This window comes from Litoreibacter ascidiaceicola (assembly GCF_900129235.1).
GTDB lineage: Bacteria > Pseudomonadota > Alphaproteobacteria > Rhodobacterales > Rhodobacteraceae > Litoreibacter > Litoreibacter ascidiaceicola.
The window spans coordinates 132987-149158 of record NZ_FQUV01000006.1 but is presented as its reverse complement, the minus strand read 5'-3'; the positions used below and the strand labels follow the sequence as shown (position 1 = coordinate 149158).

General features: G+C 53.6%; 18 protein-coding genes. 11 read left to right on the top strand and 7 right to left on the bottom strand.

Going from position 1 to position 16172, the window contains the following annotated elements; genetic code table 11:
- The first annotated feature begins 55 nt into the window (after positions 1–55).
- Positions 56–1048 carry an alpha/beta hydrolase gene (locus BUB72_RS13545; protein WP_175549165.1) on the top strand — a complete coding sequence of 331 codons (993 nt, stop codon included), beginning with the start codon at positions 56–58 and terminating at the stop codon, positions 1046–1048.
- The gene (locus tag BUB72_RS13540; protein WP_073144705.1) at positions 1048–2292 is read left to right on the top strand and encodes an MFS transporter; all 1245 of its coding nucleotides are present in this window, start codon (positions 1048–1050) and stop codon (positions 2290–2292) included. Before BUB72_RS13545 ends, BUB72_RS13540 begins: the two co-directional genes overlap by 1 nt.
- Here BUB72_RS13540 and BUB72_RS13535 read toward each other — a convergent pair.
- Genes BUB72_RS13535 through BUB72_RS13525 form a run of 3 tightly spaced genes read right to left on the bottom strand, consistent with a single transcriptional unit; the run spans position 2254 to position 4542 of the window.
- Positions 2254–2847, bottom strand: a complete 594-nt coding sequence (locus BUB72_RS13535; protein WP_073144703.1) for a Smr/MutS family protein — start codon at positions 2845–2847, stop codon at positions 2254–2256. The genes BUB72_RS13540 and BUB72_RS13535 overlap by 39 nt on opposite strands.
- 4 nt (positions 2848–2851) lie before the next feature.
- A complete protein-coding gene (mltA, locus tag BUB72_RS13530) occupies positions 2852–3841 on the bottom strand; it encodes a murein transglycosylase A (RefSeq protein WP_245814854.1) in 990 nt (329 codons plus the stop codon).
- Positions 3842–3885: 44 nt separating this feature from the next.
- Positions 3886–4542 carry a Tim44/TimA family putative adaptor protein gene (locus BUB72_RS13525; RefSeq protein WP_073144699.1) on the bottom strand — a complete coding sequence of 219 codons (657 nt, stop codon included), beginning with the start codon at positions 4540–4542 and terminating at the stop codon, positions 3886–3888.
- A 118-nt stretch (positions 4543–4660) separates the two neighbouring features.
- Here BUB72_RS13525 and BUB72_RS13520 point away from each other — a divergent pair, with 118 nt between their 5' ends.
- A complete protein-coding gene (locus tag BUB72_RS13520; protein WP_073144696.1) occupies positions 4661–5149 on the top strand; it encodes an FxsA family protein in 489 nt (162 codons plus the stop codon).
- Positions 5150–5218: 69 nt separating this feature from the next.
- Positions 5219–5719 (top strand): protein-export chaperone SecB, encoded by a 501-nt coding sequence (secB, locus tag BUB72_RS13515; RefSeq protein WP_073144694.1) that lies wholly within the window; start codon positions 5219–5221, stop codon positions 5717–5719.
- Here the strand turns inward: secB and dnaQ are convergent.
- Genes dnaQ through BUB72_RS13495 form a run of 4 tightly spaced genes read right to left on the bottom strand, consistent with a single transcriptional unit; the run spans position 5716 to position 8426 of the window.
- Positions 5716–6408 carry a DNA polymerase III subunit epsilon gene (dnaQ, locus tag BUB72_RS13510; RefSeq protein WP_073144692.1) on the bottom strand — a complete coding sequence of 231 codons (693 nt, stop codon included), beginning with the start codon at positions 6406–6408 and terminating at the stop codon, positions 5716–5718. The genes secB and dnaQ overlap by 4 nt on opposite strands.
- Positions 6401–7000, bottom strand: coding sequence for a dephospho-CoA kinase (coaE, locus tag BUB72_RS13505; RefSeq protein ID WP_073144690.1), 600 nt, complete (start codon positions 6998–7000; stop codon positions 6401–6403). Before coaE ends, dnaQ begins: the two co-directional genes overlap by 8 nt.
- Positions 6997–7830 (bottom strand): shikimate dehydrogenase, encoded by an 834-nt coding sequence (locus BUB72_RS13500; RefSeq protein WP_073144688.1) that lies wholly within the window; start codon positions 7828–7830, stop codon positions 6997–6999. The genes coaE and BUB72_RS13500 overlap by 4 nt, the downstream gene beginning before the upstream one ends.
- A complete protein-coding gene (locus BUB72_RS13495; RefSeq protein ID WP_073144685.1) occupies positions 7827–8426 on the bottom strand; it encodes a Maf family protein in 600 nt (199 codons plus the stop codon). The genes BUB72_RS13500 and BUB72_RS13495 overlap by 4 nt, the downstream gene beginning before the upstream one ends.
- A gap of 395 nt (positions 8427–8821) precedes the next feature.
- Here BUB72_RS13495 and hemJ point away from each other — a divergent pair, with 395 nt between their 5' ends.
- From hemJ to BUB72_RS13460, 7 genes are all read left to right on the top strand, one after another.
- Positions 8822–9274 carry a protoporphyrinogen oxidase HemJ gene (gene hemJ, locus BUB72_RS13490; RefSeq protein WP_073144683.1) on the top strand — a complete coding sequence of 151 codons (453 nt, stop codon included), beginning with the start codon at positions 8822–8824 and terminating at the stop codon, positions 9272–9274.
- Between the two features lie 124 nt (positions 9275–9398).
- Entirely contained in the window at positions 9399–10670 is a 1272-nt protein-coding gene (rho, locus tag BUB72_RS13485) for a transcription termination factor Rho (protein ID WP_073144681.1), read from the top strand.
- Positions 10671–10701: 31 nt separating this feature from the next.
- Positions 10702–11982 (top strand): tRNA uridine-5-carboxymethylaminomethyl(34) synthesis GTPase MnmE, encoded by a 1281-nt coding sequence (gene mnmE / locus BUB72_RS13480; RefSeq protein WP_073144679.1) that lies wholly within the window; start codon positions 10702–10704, stop codon positions 11980–11982.
- 11 nt (positions 11983–11993) lie between these two features.
- Entirely contained in the window at positions 11994–13859 is a 1866-nt protein-coding gene (gene mnmG, locus BUB72_RS13475; protein WP_073144677.1) for a tRNA uridine-5-carboxymethylaminomethyl(34) synthesis enzyme MnmG, read from the top strand.
- Entirely contained in the window at positions 13859–14488 is a 630-nt protein-coding gene (rsmG, locus tag BUB72_RS13470) for a 16S rRNA (guanine(527)-N(7))-methyltransferase RsmG (RefSeq protein ID WP_073144675.1), read from the top strand. Before mnmG ends, rsmG begins: the two co-directional genes overlap by 1 nt.
- The gene (locus tag BUB72_RS13465) at positions 14489–15289 is read left to right on the top strand and encodes a ParA family protein (RefSeq protein ID WP_073144672.1); all 801 of its coding nucleotides are present in this window, start codon (positions 14489–14491) and stop codon (positions 15287–15289) included.
- On the top strand, positions 15279–16172 hold the full coding sequence (locus BUB72_RS13460) for a ParB/RepB/Spo0J family partition protein (protein ID WP_073144670.1): 894 nt from the start codon (positions 15279–15281) through the stop codon (positions 16170–16172). Before BUB72_RS13465 ends, BUB72_RS13460 begins: the two co-directional genes overlap by 11 nt.

The following is a 16172-nucleotide window of genomic DNA, read 5'->3' as shown; positions in this document are numbered from 1 at the left end:
AGCGTGCACGCACAAAGGAGGGCTTGCCCGTATTCCTGCCGGTTTAACACCCGCGGTGGAGCGTCCGATCTTTTTTGCCACAACGCGCCAAACAGATCGTCTTCCGTTCGGAACGCTTCGCTCGCGCAAATCAATCTACGGTCTCGTGGATGTCTCCATACCGCCGGTTCACAAGGCGGGGCAGATCGAGTGGCCAAATGCGAAACCTGACCCACAGAAGCACTTCCTGTTGGCAAGCACCGAGGCTTTTGAAAACAGCACCGGAATGCGGGCAGCGTTGAACAAGGAGCTCGCGACCAAGAACGCGAAAGATCGCGCTGTGATCATCTATATCCATGGGTTCAACAACCGGTTCAGCGACGGCCTGTATCGTATCGCACAGATGAGCCACGATCTTGGCCTGCCCGGTGTCGCGATAACTTATTCATGGCCTTCTGCTGGGAACCCCCTGAATTATGCTTATGACCGTGATAGCGCGCTGTTCGCCCGCGACGGATTGCGTCGTTTGATTGAGGTTGCAACCAGATCAAACGCCCGCGAAGTCATCCTCGTTGCGCATTCCCTTGGCTCAATGGTCACAATGGAAACTCTGCGGGAACTTAGTGTTTCGGGTAACACGCGTGCGCTCAACAGGATTGGTGGCGTTGTTCTCATGTCTCCAGACCTTGATCTGGATGTCTTCAAGTCGCAAGCCGATGCCATCGGGGAGCTGCCTGACCCATTCATCATCTTCTCGTCCAAGAAAGACCGCGCGCTACGTTTGATCGAACAGCTAACTGGTCAGAAGAACCGACTTGGGCGGCTCGAAGATGTGAGCGAAATTGCTGAATATGACATCACATATGTTGACGTGACTGCGTATAGCGAAGGTGGAACTAACCACTTTCCGGCGGCCAAATCACCAGCGTTGCTAAAGCTGCTAGGTCAGATACCAGACTTGGAAAACGCTCTTTCCCGCGACGGCGCGCGCATCGGCCTATTGCCGGGGTCAGTTTTGACCGTTCAGAACGCCACAGCGTTAATCCTATCACCGGTGGCGAGCCGGTAGTGGATACCCTTCGATTTATTCGCAGCAACGCCCATTGGCTTAGCGCGGGACTGCTCCTCACATTCGCATCATCGTTCGGGCAAACTTTTTTCCTTTCGATTTTCGCAGGCGAAATTCGCGCAGAGTTCGGGCTGACATATGCGGCGTGGGGCGGCATCTATATGTTGGGCACGCTGTGCTCCGCCGCTGTGATGGTCTGGGCCGGCGTCCTGACGGACTTGCTAAGGGTGCGTGTTCTGGGACCAACAGTTCTTATTGTCCTGGCACTTGCCTGCGCCTCGATGGCCTTCGTTTCATCAGTGCCAATGCTCGTCGCGCTTATCTTTATGCTGCGCTTGATGGGGCAAGGAATGTCCAGCCACGTGGCAAGCACGGCAATGGCGCGATGGTTTGTGGCTGCAAGGGGCCGGGCACTCGCTGTTGCAAGCTTTGGGTTCTCGATCGGGGAGGCATTACTGCCAATCCTGTTCGTAGCCCTGATGGGGTTGATAGGTTGGCGCAGCTCATGGCTTATCGCTTGTGGCGCGCTTGTCGTCATCTCGCCCTTGGTATTTCTGCTATTAAAGCAAGAACGCACGCCCCAATCGTCGTCATCTGATGATCATGTATCGGGTATGGGAGGGCATCACTGGACGCGGCTTGAAGTATTGCGATCACCACTGTTCTGGATGGTTGTGCCTGTATTGATTGGCCCGCCCGCCTTCGGAACTGCGTTCTTCTTTCTTCAAGTCCATTTGGCAGACGTAAAAGGGTGGAGCCATCTCGAGCTTGTCCAACTCTTTCCCGTTTACACAGGCATGTCGATCTGCGCGATGATCGTGTCAGGCTTTGCGATCGACAGATTTGGCACCGGCCGGATGATGTCGGTTTACACGCTGCCCTTGGCTGTAGGGTTTCTGGTATTCTCACAAAGCACATCACTGGTCGGAGGCGCCCTTGGCATTGCGTTTTTCGCCATGACGTCCGGCATGCAGGCGACCCTTCCCGCAGCGTTCTGGGCCGAGTTTTTCGGAACTCGGTACTTGGGAAGCATTAAGGCAATGGCCACCGCTATCATGGTGTTTGGCTCCGCCATCGGGCCGGGATTAACCGGCCTGATTATCGACTTCGGGATTGATTACACGCGGCAGATGGTTTGGGTCGCCCTATACATGATCGCGGCAACTGCATTCGCAATGACCGGCCTGAAAAAGGCGCGATCTCATTTACCGCGTACGCCTGAGGTAGACGTAATACGCACCTGAACCGCCATGCTTCAGGCTTGCTTGTGTTACCTGTAAAATATGGGGTTTCAGCGGGTATTGTTGGAACCAATTCGGAACCTGATGACGCAAAACGCCCAACCGTGTGGGGATCGGCCCCCCGTCATCGCGGCTTTTTCCTTTGCCCGTGATAACCAGAACCAACCGTTTACCCTGCGCATGAGCATCGAGAATAAATCGGTTAAGACGCGGATGTGCCTGATCAAGGGTCATGCCATGCAAGTCCAGTCGCGCCTCGGGGCTTAGCTTGCCTTGCTTCAATCGCGTGAACGCTTTCTTGTCCATCGCCACGGGAGCCTTCGCCAAATGCTGGTCCAGACTTGGCGCCAGATTGTGTTTGGACGTCTTACTGGTTGCACGCTCTCCAAGCTTGAATGACTTGATGGGACGTGGCGACACGGGATCGGCAACTTTGGTTTTCAATGGTTGGTTCGAGATTTTTGACTTCGACCGCACCTGCATTGGAATTGCCGTCTCGGTGACGCGCGCCCAAAGCTCTTGCTCCTCTGGGTTTAGCTTTCGTTTACCGCGTCGCATCCGGTTAACCGCCGGGGGCCAGTGTGTAGGCAGTCTGGATCGGCATCAACGCAACCAACCTGCCGCGGTCACGGATGCGGCCCGCAGCGCGGCCTGCCTGATCACCGGTGCCATAGTAAATATCCGCACGTTGCGCGCCTTTGATCGCAGAGCCCGTATCCTGCGCGATCATCAAGCGGTGCAGCGGCTTTGCGCCACCTTTCTCTATCCAAACCGGTCCGCCCAAAGTATTGAACTTCGGATCAACCGCGATGGAGCGCATGGGAGTGATCGAGCGGTTCATTGCACCAAGCGGGCCCTTGTCAGCAGGAACCTCGGATACTTCGCGGAAAAACACGTAGGACGGGTTGTGGCGCAGAAGCTCCGCCCCCTCAATCGGGTTTCGCTGGACCCAACGCCGAATGACCTGCGCCGATACTTGATGGGGCTCATAAGTACCGCGGCGGATCAGCTCCTGACCGATTGACCTGTATTCGTGACCATTCTTGCCACCATAGCCCACACGCATCGCGCCGCCCTCGGCCAGCTTAACGCGACCCGATCCCTGAACTTGCAGGAAAAACTTTTCAACCGGATCGTCGATCCAGACCAGTTCCAGCCCTCGACCGTCCAGCAGGTTTTGCTCTTCAATCTCACGGCGCGAGAACCATGTGCTTCCGTTCTGAACTTCTGGAGGCTTGCTGTGGAGCGGGTATTGATATGGTCCACCGCGCCTTCGGGAACCGCGCAGCTCCGGTTCGAAATAACCGGTAAACAGCGCTTGGTCTTCTCCGTTGATCAAAACGGGGCGGAAGAACAGTTCAAAGAATGTGCGCGCTGATGGTTGGCTTGTCGCTAATGCACACAGGGTTGCCCACTCGGCATCTTTTATGTCGGCACAGGTTTCCTGAAACACAGCAAGGGCGGCGGAATGGTCGTCATCCTCCCAGCCGTCCAAATCCTCGAATTTGAGGATTTCATAGGTGGGCGCGGCGTCAGCTGAGTTGAGAGTCATGGTCGCCCCCAACGCAAATATTGCCGCTGCCCACCGGACATGCCTCATTCCCCGGTTGCGACCAATTGCCAGTTGGGATCGTCACTGCCCATGATGCGCGCAAAGGTCCAGACATCCTTGACCCGCTTAATCGCATTCGGGTCACCTTCGACAATGTCGCCGGCGGAGTCGCGGACAACAGATGTAAGCTCACCCACAAATCTGACCTTCAACTCACCTTCTTTGGTGTCTTTGTCGTATTCCGCGTCAAGCAGCGTCAATTCGCGGACGCCAACGAAGTTTGCTTGAACCAGAAGACCTTCTTTTTGGCGCTGCTCGATCACTTCTTCGAATGCCTCAAGAACATCGCCGGATAGGAACGGGGCGATTTCGTCGATCTCGCCCAACTCGAAGGCCATCAGGATCATCTCGTAAGCGCCACGTGCGCCGCCAAGAAAGTCACTTACCCCAAAGGACGGGTCAACGCGCTTCATTTCCGCAAGAGCCTTCGCGGCGTCGCTGTCTTCGTCAACGTGATCAGTGATATCGCGATCCACGCCGCCGTCGATAACCTCGAACTTTTGACGGGCCTTTTGTGCAGGGCCATTCGCGGGAGGTACCGGCAGCGGAGGTTTCTCAAAACCTTCACGTGTGCCGAGCACCGATTTCAACTTGAGAATGAGAAAGACGGCGATGCCCGCCAAGACAAGAAGTTCGATCATTGTGTGCTCTTCAACGCCTCTGTGTGCCGGAAAGTTGGCAAATTGGAACTCAGCCTCTTATGTAGGTGCTAGGGGGACACAAGTCCACCAAACGCTCTACTAGGAATAGGCTTTTGCCATGTGGCTATTTTTGCTCTTCGTGACGATCCCGATTGTGGAGATCGCATTGTTTATCCAAGTCGGTGGGTGGCTTGGCCTTTGGCCGACGCTGGCGATTGTGATTTTGACTGCTATTCTGGGGACGTTTCTAGTGCGTGCGCAGGGTCTTATGGCCATGTCGCAAATTCGGTCCAACTTGCAGGAATTTCAGGATCCAACTGAATCACTGGCACATGGTGCCATGATTCTGGCGTCCGGATTGCTGCTCCTGACGCCCGGATTCTTCACCGATGCTGTCGGCTTTGCTTTGCTGGTTCCTCCACTTCGTCTGGCATTGTTCAATTGGATCAGAAGCAAGGTGAAAGTGCAAAGCTTCGTTCAAACAGACTATCGCCGCGAGCAAAGGCCGCGGCCCGACAGTGATGTGATTGATGGCGATTTTTCCGAATTGGACGACGATGCCCCTCGCCCGACGCATCAACCACCTTCAGGCTGGACACGGCATTGAGTTGAGGCGAACGTGACGACCTGCTAAGCACATCGCAGCTTTATTTCTCGCTTTAAGGAGACGCCTCAGATGGCCGAAGAAAACGGCGCGGCACCTGCCGCCCCAACACCACCCCGCATGCAAGTTCTGGCTCAGTTCATCAAGGATATGTCCTTTGAGAATATCGCAGCCCAAAAGGGTCTGGGCGAGGGCGACCAGACGCCGGACATTCAGGTTCAGGTAAATCTCGACGCGAAAAAACGCGGCGACGAGAACCAGTTTGAAGTGTCCACCAAGCTGGAAGTCACCGCCAAAACCACTGGCGAAGGCAAGCCGATCTTCCTGATGGAGCTGGAATATACAGGCATCTTCCACGTTGAGAACGTGCCAGAAGACCAGCTGCACCCGTATCTGATGATCGAGTGCCCGCGCATGTTGTTCCCGTTCTTGCGTCGTATCGTATCCGACGTGACCCGTGACGGCGGCTTCCCGCCATTGAACTTGGAAACGATCGACTTCCTTGCGCTGTATCGCAACGAGCTGGCACGCCGTGCGCAGGCCGAGGCCGCAGCAAAAACCGCAGACGCTTAAGTCTGCGACTTCCACAAAGCAGCGTCGCCCAGTTTGTCTACGAAGACTTGGTGGGCGGCGCGCTCTTCCTCGGTAATCCGAGGCGCTAGCGGCTCCGGCCTTGGCATTGGACGCCATGCGTCTGAAGCCGCACCCTGGCTGGTTGATCCGCTTGAAGCAGACAGCACCAAATCGGGCTGACGGCCACCGATCAACTCCAGATACACCTCCGCCAGAATCTCGCTATCAAGGAGCGCCCCGTGCTTTTCGCGCGCCGAGTTGTCGATACCAAAGCGGCGGCACAGTGCATCCAAAGACGCAGGCGACCCCGGGAACTTCTTTCGCGCAATCGTCAAGGTATCGAGCGCCTGATTGTTGGGCAGCAGCGCGAACCCGCCCCACCCAAGCTCCGCATTCAGAAACTTCATGTCGAAAGCTGCGTTATGAATAACCAGTGTAGCGTCACCAACAAAATCCAGAAACGCCTGACCGACCTTTTTAAACACTGGTTTGTCGCGCAGGAATTCATCGCCAAGCCCGTGAACCTCAAACGCCCCTTGGGGCATGGAGCGCTCAGGGTTGATATACTGGTGGTACACCTTGCCGGTTGGCATGTGATTGAAAAGCTCGACCGCGCCGATCTCGACGATGCGGTCGCCTTCTCCCGGTTCAAAGCCGGTGGTCTCGGTATCTAGTACAATTTCACGCATGTCTGGCCCTCAAGTTCTCGACCAAAGATGTCACGTCAGCCTTGGTACCTTCAAGGGTCAAGGTTTCTATAATGTGGTCCGCACGGGCGCGTTTTTGCGCGTCGGGGAGTTGTTTGGCAAGGATCGCTTCAAACATCTCCGGCGACATCGTTCCCCGCTCAAGTACCCGTTCCCGCTGCACATGAGCTGGTGCTGAAACGACCAGAATCGCATCAACCTGATCCTGTGCACCGGTTTCAAACAGCAGCGGAATATCTAGGACAACAAGCTTGTCTTTGGCGTGACTTGAAAGAAACTTCTCTCGATGAGCACGCACCAGTGGGTGAATTACATTTTCGATTTTTGTCAGAACAGACGCGTCTGCAGCGATAGCTTGCTTCATTTCCTGACGGTCAGCCGCACCATCTACAACGAAGTTTGAGTTTAGCGCGTGCAACGCTTCAACTGCACCGCCGCCTTTCGAGTACAGTTCAGCCACTGCCTGATCTGCGTCCCAGACGGGCACACCAAGATCGCGGAACATTTGGGCTGTCGTCGACTTTCCCATCCCGATGGAGCCGGTCAGGCCCAAAATGAAACGCTTGGTGGTCATCCCAAAACAGCGCGACGCAGGTCTTCATCCACTTCAGGCGCCCTGCCAAACCATCTCTCGAACCCCGGTACGGCTTGGTGAAGCAGCATTCCAAGTCCGTCCACAGTGAAGCACCCACGTTCTTGGGCGCGCGCAAGGAATGGGGTGATCAGCGGGTTGTACACAATGTCGGTCACCAGCGTTTTTGGCGTCAGCGCATCCAAGTTGAATTTCAGCTCTTCCTTGCCAACCATACCCAAGGCGGTTGTGTTGATAAGAGTGGTAGCCTCTTCAAGGTGGCTTGCGGCTTGTGTCCAGTCCACGACTTTGATTTTTCCGCCAAAATGCGCCTTTAACGCGTCCGCTCTGGCTCGGGTGCGGTTGGTCAGGATAATTTCCGGTACTTTTTCATGCAAAAGCGCGGCAACGATGGCCCGCGATGCGCCACCCGCGCCAAGAACCAAGGCAGGACCCGCTTTGGGATCCCATCCTGGTGCTTCCTGCTTCAAGTTCGAGATGAACCCGATGCCGTCGGTATTGTCCGCATGAAGCTTTCCATCGCTTTGGAATGTAAGCGTATTCGCTGCCCCGATAAGCGCAGCTCTGTCAGAGATGACATCCGCAATATCCAGAACGCTTTCCTTGTGGGGCAGCGTGATGTTCACCCCTCTGAATCCCATTTTCGGCAGGTTGTTCAGAACATGGGGCAAGTTCACGCTGGAGACGTCCATCGGAATGTAATGCCCGTTGATACCATATCGTTTCAGCCAGTGCCCGTGCAGCGCGGGTGATTTGCTTTGCGTTATCGGTTGGCCAATTACTCCCGCGAGGAGGATTGTCTCTTTGGTCATCCGTCAATTGCTCCCGACATGGTAAGATAGCCTAGTACTTCTAATAGCGGCAGACCGAGCACTGTGAAATAGTCGCCATCCACACGGGCGAAAAGCCGCGCGCCCTCGGCTTCCAGTTGATACCCGCCAACGCAGTGGCGGATTTCCTCCCAATTTCGTTCAACGTAGCCCTCGATATAGGCGGGGTTGAGCGTGCGCATGGTTAAACGGACCTGACCCACAGTTCGCCAGACAGGCTTGGCATCTTGATAGATGACGGCTGCCGATAGCAACTTGTGTTGTTTGCCCGACATTTGGTTGAGTTGAGCGATTGCGTCGTCCGGAGACTTTGGCTTCGACAAGATTTTGCGTTCAAACTCGAGAACCTGATCACTGCCAATGACGACTGCTTCCGGGTGCTGATCGGCGACGCGGCGCGCCTTGAACTCGGCCAAGGTGTCGGCAACATCGCGGGCTGATGCGTCCTCGGCAAGAAGCGAGGCTTTAATACTATCTTCATCAATCCGCGCAACTTTGGATGTGAAGGACAGCCCTGCCTGACGCAGCATTGTCTGTCGCGTTTCGGAGCTGGATGCGAGGATAATTGGTCGGTTCATGTGGATAACTCTGAGGGAAACCTCAGGGATACTTATTGCGTTAAGGAAGTCTTATCCACCGCGTTTGCACGGATCAGTCATTCCACCCACACTGTTCGTTTTTTGGACCTGCCCTTATCCCTTGTGGAGTACGCTAAACACGGGTGTGTGCAAGGGAACTCAAGGCAATTCCATACACTATTTACTCACAGATTCTCCACCAGATATAATTCTCATAACTTATTGTTATTTATAAGTTTTTATTGGATCGGAGTTTTCTGTTAAGAAATCTTCTCTGTCAATCGACAATCCGTGGACAAGTATTTGATCCACACTATCCACTGTACCTACTAACAACATCATCTTTTCTTTCTTCTTTATTTATTTAAGAAGGAACTCTTTAGAGCGAGGCGAAAATGACAGATTTTCTGGCAGAGATTTACCCTTGGACCAAAAGTCTGCATGTGATGTCTGTAATCGCATGGATGGCAGGGTTGTTCTATCTGCCACGTTTGTTCGTTCATCATACGGAGAAAGTTGAAGTCGGGTCCGAGACAGACAAGCTGTTTCAAATAATGGAGCGGAAGTTACTCAAGCTTATCATGAATCCAGCGATGATAAGCACTTGGATTTTCGGGCTGGCCCTGGTTTTCACACCGGGCATCGTGGATTGGTCGGAGGGTTGGCCTTGGATCAAAGCTGGTGCCGTGCTGGGAATGACTTGGTTTCACGGCTGGTTGGATCAGCGCCATAAAGAATTCAGGGATGGCCAAAACACGCGATCCGGCCGGACCTACCGGATGATGAACGAGCTACCGACTGTTTTTATGATCATCATTGTTATCATGGTGATCGCGCGTCCGGTTTGACGCGCATTGACTCATGCAGTCATGGTTGCTACCCAGCACCCCTAGCAGCCGTCCGGCTGTGATGACTCCCGAACTTATACATTTACGACCTGGCTTAACTGCCACCTGAATTGGGTGATCCCTTATGTCTGAAGACACGCTGAATCTCGCTGACCTCAAGAAAAATAGCCCTGCTGATCTGGTGGCTATGGCTGAGGAGCTGGAAATTGAAAACGCTTCCACGATGCGGAAAGGGGACATAATGTTCTCGATCCTCAAGGAGCGGGCGGAAGAAGGCTGGGAAATCTCGGGCGACGGTGTGCTGGAAGTTTTGCAGGACGGCTTCGGCTTTCTGCGCTCTCCAGAGGCAAACTATCTGCCGGGTCCTGACGATATTTATGTATCGCCTGATATGATCCGCAAGCACTCGCTACGCACAGGGGACACGGTTGAAGGTGTCATGAGCGCGCCGGGTGACAATGAAAGTTACTTCGCGATCACATCGGTGACGCTGATCAACTTCGAGGATCCCGAGAAAGCGCGTCATAAAGTATCTTTCGACAACCTGACGCCGCTTTATCCTGACGAGCGGATGACAATGGAGCGGCAAGACCCGACCGTGAAAGACCGCTCTGCACGGATCATCGATTTGGTTGCACCCATCGGTAAAGGCCAACGGTCTTTGATCGTGGCACCACCGCGGACTGGTAAAACGGTTTTGTTGCAGAATATCGCCAAGTCGATCGAAGAAAATCACCCCGAATGCTACCTGATCGTCCTGCTGATTGACGAGCGTCCCGAAGAGGTGACGGATATGCAGCGCTCGGTTAAGGGCGAAGTTGTGAGCTCCACTTTTGATGAGCCTGCGACCCGTCACGTCGGTGTGGCAGAAATGGTTATCGAGAAAGCCAAGCGTCTGGTCGAGCATAAGCGTGATGTTGTGATCCTTTTGGACTCCATCACCCGTTTGGGCCGTGCGTTTAACACCGTGGTCCCTTCATCCGGTAAGGTTTTGACCGGTGGTGTCGATGCGAACGCGCTACAGCGGCCTAAGCGCTTTTTCGGGGCTGCACGTAACATCGAGGAAGGCGGCTCTCTGACGATCATCGCTACGGCTCTGATCGACACCGGCTCCCGGATGGACGAGGTGATCTTTGAGGAATTCAAAGGGACGGGTAACTCCGAGATCGTTCTGGATCGCAAAGTTGCCGATAAGCGCGTCTTCCCTGCGATGGATATTCTTAAGTCTGGTACGCGGAAAGAAGAGCTGTTGGTCGATAAGAACGATCTTCAGAAGACTTTCGTACTGCGCCGTATTCTGAACCCTATGGGGACAACAGATGCGATCGAGTTCCTGATTGGGAAGCTCAAGCAAACCAAGTCAAACGCAGACTTCTTCGACTCAATGAACACCTAATTTCTGTTTAAAAACAGTAAGGTATAAGAATATGGACACGATATTCGCCCTCGCTACGGCGCGGGGTAAAGCTGGTGTTTCTATCGTCCGCCTCAGTGGGCCGTTGGCCTTTGAGGTAGCTGCTGTCTTGACTGGTCGCGATATTCCGGTCCGTAAACCTTTGTTAGTCGAGCTTCGGGATGGCAACGGGGGTCTAATTGACCAATCGCTTGTCCTTGGGTTTGCCGAGGGTGCTAGCTTCACAGGTGAGCGGGTCGTCGAGTTTCAAGTACATGGCAGTCCGGCAATCGTATCTGCCTTGTTGAAGCTGCTTGGCGACATGGATGGTGTGAGGCTTGCCGAGCCCGGAGAATTCACGCGCCGCGCTTTGGAAAACGGGTGTCTGGATCTAGCCCAAGTCGAAGGGCTAGCCGACCTGATTGATGCAGAGACCGAGGCGCAACGTCGGCAGGCGGTTCGGGTTTTCAGCGGCGCCTTGGGTGAGAAAGCTGAAGGCTGGCGCCGCGATTTGATACGCGCCGCAGCGCTTCTTGAGGCGACTATAGACTTCGCCGACGAAGATGTTCCGGTGGATGTTTCGCCTGAGGTTCGCGCGCTTACCTCCGGCGTTCGGAGTGAACTAGATCAAATGGCTGAAGGTGTTACTGCTGCGGAGCGGATCCGTGACGGGTTTGAAGTCGCGATTGTTGGTCCTCCGAATATTGGCAAGTCCACGCTGTTGAATACTTTAGCAGGCCGTGAGGCGGCGATTACGTCTTCTGTGGCGGGGACAACGCGGGACATCATCGAAGTTAGGATGGATTTACGCGGCTTGCCCGTGACGTTTCTTGATACTGCTGGGTTGCGTGACACGGATGATGAAGTTGAATCCATCGGTATTGACCGAGCGTTGAGGCGTGCAGAAATTGCCGATCTGCGCGTTTTTTTGGTGGAAAGCGCTGATGCTGTACTTCCGTTGAAGGTTCTGCAGGATGATATCGTTGTACGGGGGAAAGCCGATCAAACAGGCTCCGGTCTGTCTGGCTTGACGGGTCAAGGGGTTCCGGACCTGCTGGCAAAGGTGCATGCGGTTTTGGAACATCGCGCATCAGGTGCGGGTTTGGCGATAAGAGAACGGCATAGAATTGCACTGCATCGGGCGTCTGGCGCGTTGGCAGGCTGCGACCGAGAGATGCTTTACGGGATGGATCGGGCGGAGATTGCAGCAGAGGAGCTTAGGACCGCTGTCAGGGCGCTAGAAAGTATGATAGGACGCGTCGACGTCGAATCCGTGCTGGATGAGATATTCGCAAGTTTCTGTTTGGGCAAATAGGAGTGTTTCACGTGAAACATTCATCATTCGATGTGATTGTTATTGGCGGCGGTCACGCTGGTACCGAGGCCGCGCATGCTGCGGCGCGCACTGGTGCGCGTACCGCCCTAATCACCCAAAAGTCTGAAACCATTGGTGTAATGTCGTGTAATCCGGCAATTGGCGGCTTAGGAAAAGGGCATCTGGTTCGCGAGATCGATGCGCTTGACGGCTTGATGGGGCGAGCTGCAGACCTTGCTGGCATTCAGTTCAGACTTCTTAACAGGCGCAAGGGGCCTGCGGTACAAGGACCTAGGGCGCAGGCGGATAGAGCGCTATATCGATCAGCGATCCAAAATCTTATCGCGAATCAACCCAATTTGTCGGTAATCGAGGCGGAGGTCGAAGATCTTATCGTCGCAAATGACACAGTTGGCGGCGTTGTTCTATCTGACGGGTCTGAAGTTACGTCTCATTCAGTGGTGCTGACAGCAGGTACCTTCCTGCGTGGCGTTATTCATATAGGCGACGAATCTCGACCGGGCGGTCGCGTCGGGGATGCGCCTGTGGTGCGACTGGCAGAGCGGATCGATACATTTGGTGTAGAAATGGGCCGTCTAAAAACCGGCACACCTCCAAGGTTGGCCAGTGATTCGATTAATTGGTCTGTATTGGAGCTCCAGCCCGGAGATGACGAGCCGGAGCTGTTTTCCTTCATGTCCAAGAAGGTTTCGGCAAAGCAGATTTCTTGCGGAATTACGCACACGAATGAGAAAACTCACGAGCTCATTCGCGACAACCTTGAGCGGTCAGCAATGTATGGAGGCCATATCGATGGAATTGGCCCCCGATATTGCCCCTCGATCGAAGATAAAGTTGTGCGCTTTGCGGATAAATCCTCTCATCAGGTTTTCTTGGAGCCCGAAGGCATCAATAGCAACAGCGTGTATCCCAACGGAATCTCGACGTCTCTTCCTGTGGCTGTGCAGGAGCAGTATGTTCAATCAATACAAGGACTTGAAGCCGCCCTTATCTTGCAGCCGGGTTATGCGATCGAATATGACTACGTCGATCCGCGAGCGTTGAATAGAACGCTAGAACTTGATGTCATGCCGGGGTTGTATTTGGCTGGCCAAATCAACGGAACCACCGGATATGAAGAGGCAGGTGCTCAGGGATTGGTTGCCGGAGTTAACGCAGCTCGTCGCGCCCTAGGTCAGGACGAATTTATTCTTGGTCGTTCTGAGGCATATATAGGGGTCATGATTGACGATCTGATCACGCGCGGTGTTCAAGAACCCTACCGGATGTTTACCTCGCGTGCAGAATATCGAATGTCGCTGAGGGCTGACAATGCCGACCAACGCTTGACTGAAAGAGGCGTTGCCATCGGGTGTGTCGGGGCGGAGCGCGCTTCGGTGTATAATGAAAAGAAAGAAAAGCTGGTCAGTCTCCGTTCGGAAATGGAAGCAATTCGCGTCTCTCCTCAGGAGGCGGAAAAAGCAGGTTTGCGAGTTAACAAAGATGGCCGGTTGAGGTCTACATTCGAATTGCTTTCTTTCCCAGACGTGACGCTTGACGCGGTAGGTCCTTTGGTTCCTACGCTTTCTTCTTACCCAACTGAGATTGGGGTTCAGGTGGCGCGCGATGCGTTATACGCCAACTATCTGGAACGCCAGAACAGAGACGCAGAGGCGCTTCGTAAGGATGAGGCAATTGTTATTCCAAGAGATTTCAGCTTTGATGAGCTGAAAGGCCTCTCTAATGAACTGAAAACAAAGCTTACCCGCGCACGACCTTCAACCTTGGCTCAGGCGTCAAAGGTGGACGGAATCACCCCCGCTGCGCTTACGCTTATTCTTGGTAAGATTAAGGCTGAAAAGGCGCGTGCTAGTTGATGAGGAGTGAACAAAACCAGTTCGCCTCGCAGTACGATGTTTCACGTGAAACAATCGAGCGACTTTACGTTTATGAAGATTTGCTAAAAAAATGGACAACCAAAATCAATTTGGTTGCCAAGTCGACGGTATCTCAGATTTGGTCTCGACATTTCGCGGACTCGGCACAGGTTTTCAACGAAATACCTGATAGCTCAAAAAAACTCTGTGACTTTGGTTCTGGTGGTGGCTTTCCCGGTCTCGTGATTGCAGCACTAGCACAGGAGAAAATGCCGGAACTTCGCGTGTCCCTGGTGGAATCAGATGTTCGCAAAGCCTCATTCCTTGTCACCGCCTCTCGTGAAATGGGGTTAAGAGTTGATGTACATGCAGATCGCGTAGAGTCGTTGCAATCTCAGGCTGCAGATGTTGTTACGGCGCGCGCATTAGCGCCGTTGGCGGACCTGCTTTCTCTTGCCGAGATGCACTTACAGAACAATGGAACGGCCATGTTTTTAAAGGGTGAGCGGCATCAAGAGGAACTGGACATAGCCTCAACGATATGGGACTTCAAAGTGAACAAGCAGAAAAGCACGACCAATGATGCGTCAGCGCTTTTGATAATAACAAACCTGAGGCGAGCAGCTTAAATGGCCAAGAAGCCACCTAGAATCATCTCTGTCGCCAACCAAAAAGGCGGTGTGGGAAAGACTACGACGACGATCAATCTGGGTGCCGCATTGGCGGCGAAAGGATTGAAGGTCGCATTGATCGATCTCGATCCGCAGGGCAACGCATCAACCGGGTTGGGCATTGATCACACCGACCGCGATAAAACTACCTATGATCTGCTACTCAATGAGATGCCCTTGAGGGATATCCTGAGGAAAACAGCAGTTCCAGGTCTGGTTATTTCACCGGCGAACTCCGATCTCAGCTCTGCGGATTTAGAACTGGTTTCGACAGCACGACGGATATTCCTTATAAAGGACGCACTGACGGGACCTGACATAGACGTTCTTGATCTGGATTATATCCTGATTGACTGCCCGCCATCGCTAAACTTGCTAACTTTGAATGCGATGGTCGCCTCGGATTCCGTCCTTGTCCCTCTTCAGGCAGAATTCTTTGCGCTAGAAGGTCTTTCGCAACTGATGTTGTCGGTGCGAGAAATTCGCGAAACCGCAAATTCGAAACTTCGTTTGGAAGGTGTTGTGCTAACGATGTATGACAGACGCAACAACTTGTGTCACCAAGTGGAGCTCGACGTGAGGGAAAACCTTCGTGACCTTGTGTTTAAAACCATGATCCCAAGAAATGTGCGCCTTAGTGAAGCGCCGTCATACGGCCTCCCAGTAATCAATTATGATCCGAGCTCACTTGGATCGGTGGCGTACAAGTCGTTGGCGACCGAGATGCTGGCGCGGCACTCTAAACAGGATGGAGCTTAAGATGGCTGAAAAACGTGGATTGGGTCGTGGACTCTCGGCGCTGATGGCGGACATCGATGTGTCTGTGCCTGCAAAATCAGATAGCTCAACTGGAGCGGGTGAACGGATTGTCCCAATCGAGAGAATCGAGCCGAATCCTGATCAGCCGCGTAGAGATTTTGTTAAGGCTGATCTTGAAGAGCTTGCGGAATCGATTCGGGAAAAGGGCATTATTCAGCCGTTGATCGTTCGAATTCATCCTAAAGCTGCCGACAAGTTTGAAATTGTTGCAGGTGAGCGTCGGTGGCGCGCTGCGCAGATGGCTCAAGTACATGAAGTTCCGGTAGTTTTGCGCCAGTTGAACGACACTGAAGTTCTTGAAATTGCTATCATTGAGAACATTCAACGGTCTGATCTCAATCCGGTAGAAGAGGCGATGGGCTATCGTCAGCTACAGGACAAATTCGGGCATACACAAGAGCAGTTGGCGACCGCGTTGGGTAAAAGCCGCAGTCATATTGCCAACTTGATGCGCCTATTGAGTTTGCCAGAAGATGTTGTTCGCATGCTGCGGCAGGGAGATTTGACCAGCGGACATGCACGCGCACTCATTACGACTGACAACCCGAGTGATCTGGCAAGAAAAGTTGTGAGGGACGGACTATCTGTTCGCGAAACAGAACGGTTGGCAAAGTCTGGTGGGTCAAAGCCCAACCGCAAGAAGGAACCTCGGCGCTTGGAAAAAGACGCTGACACCAAAGCGCTGGAAGGTGATCTGACGGCGACCCTGAAAATGGGTGTGAGCATTGATCACACGGCAGGAACAGAAGGTGGCCTCGTTACAATATCCTATAAAAATTTCGAGCAGCTAGATGAGCTTTGCCGGCGCCTTGCAGGGAATTGA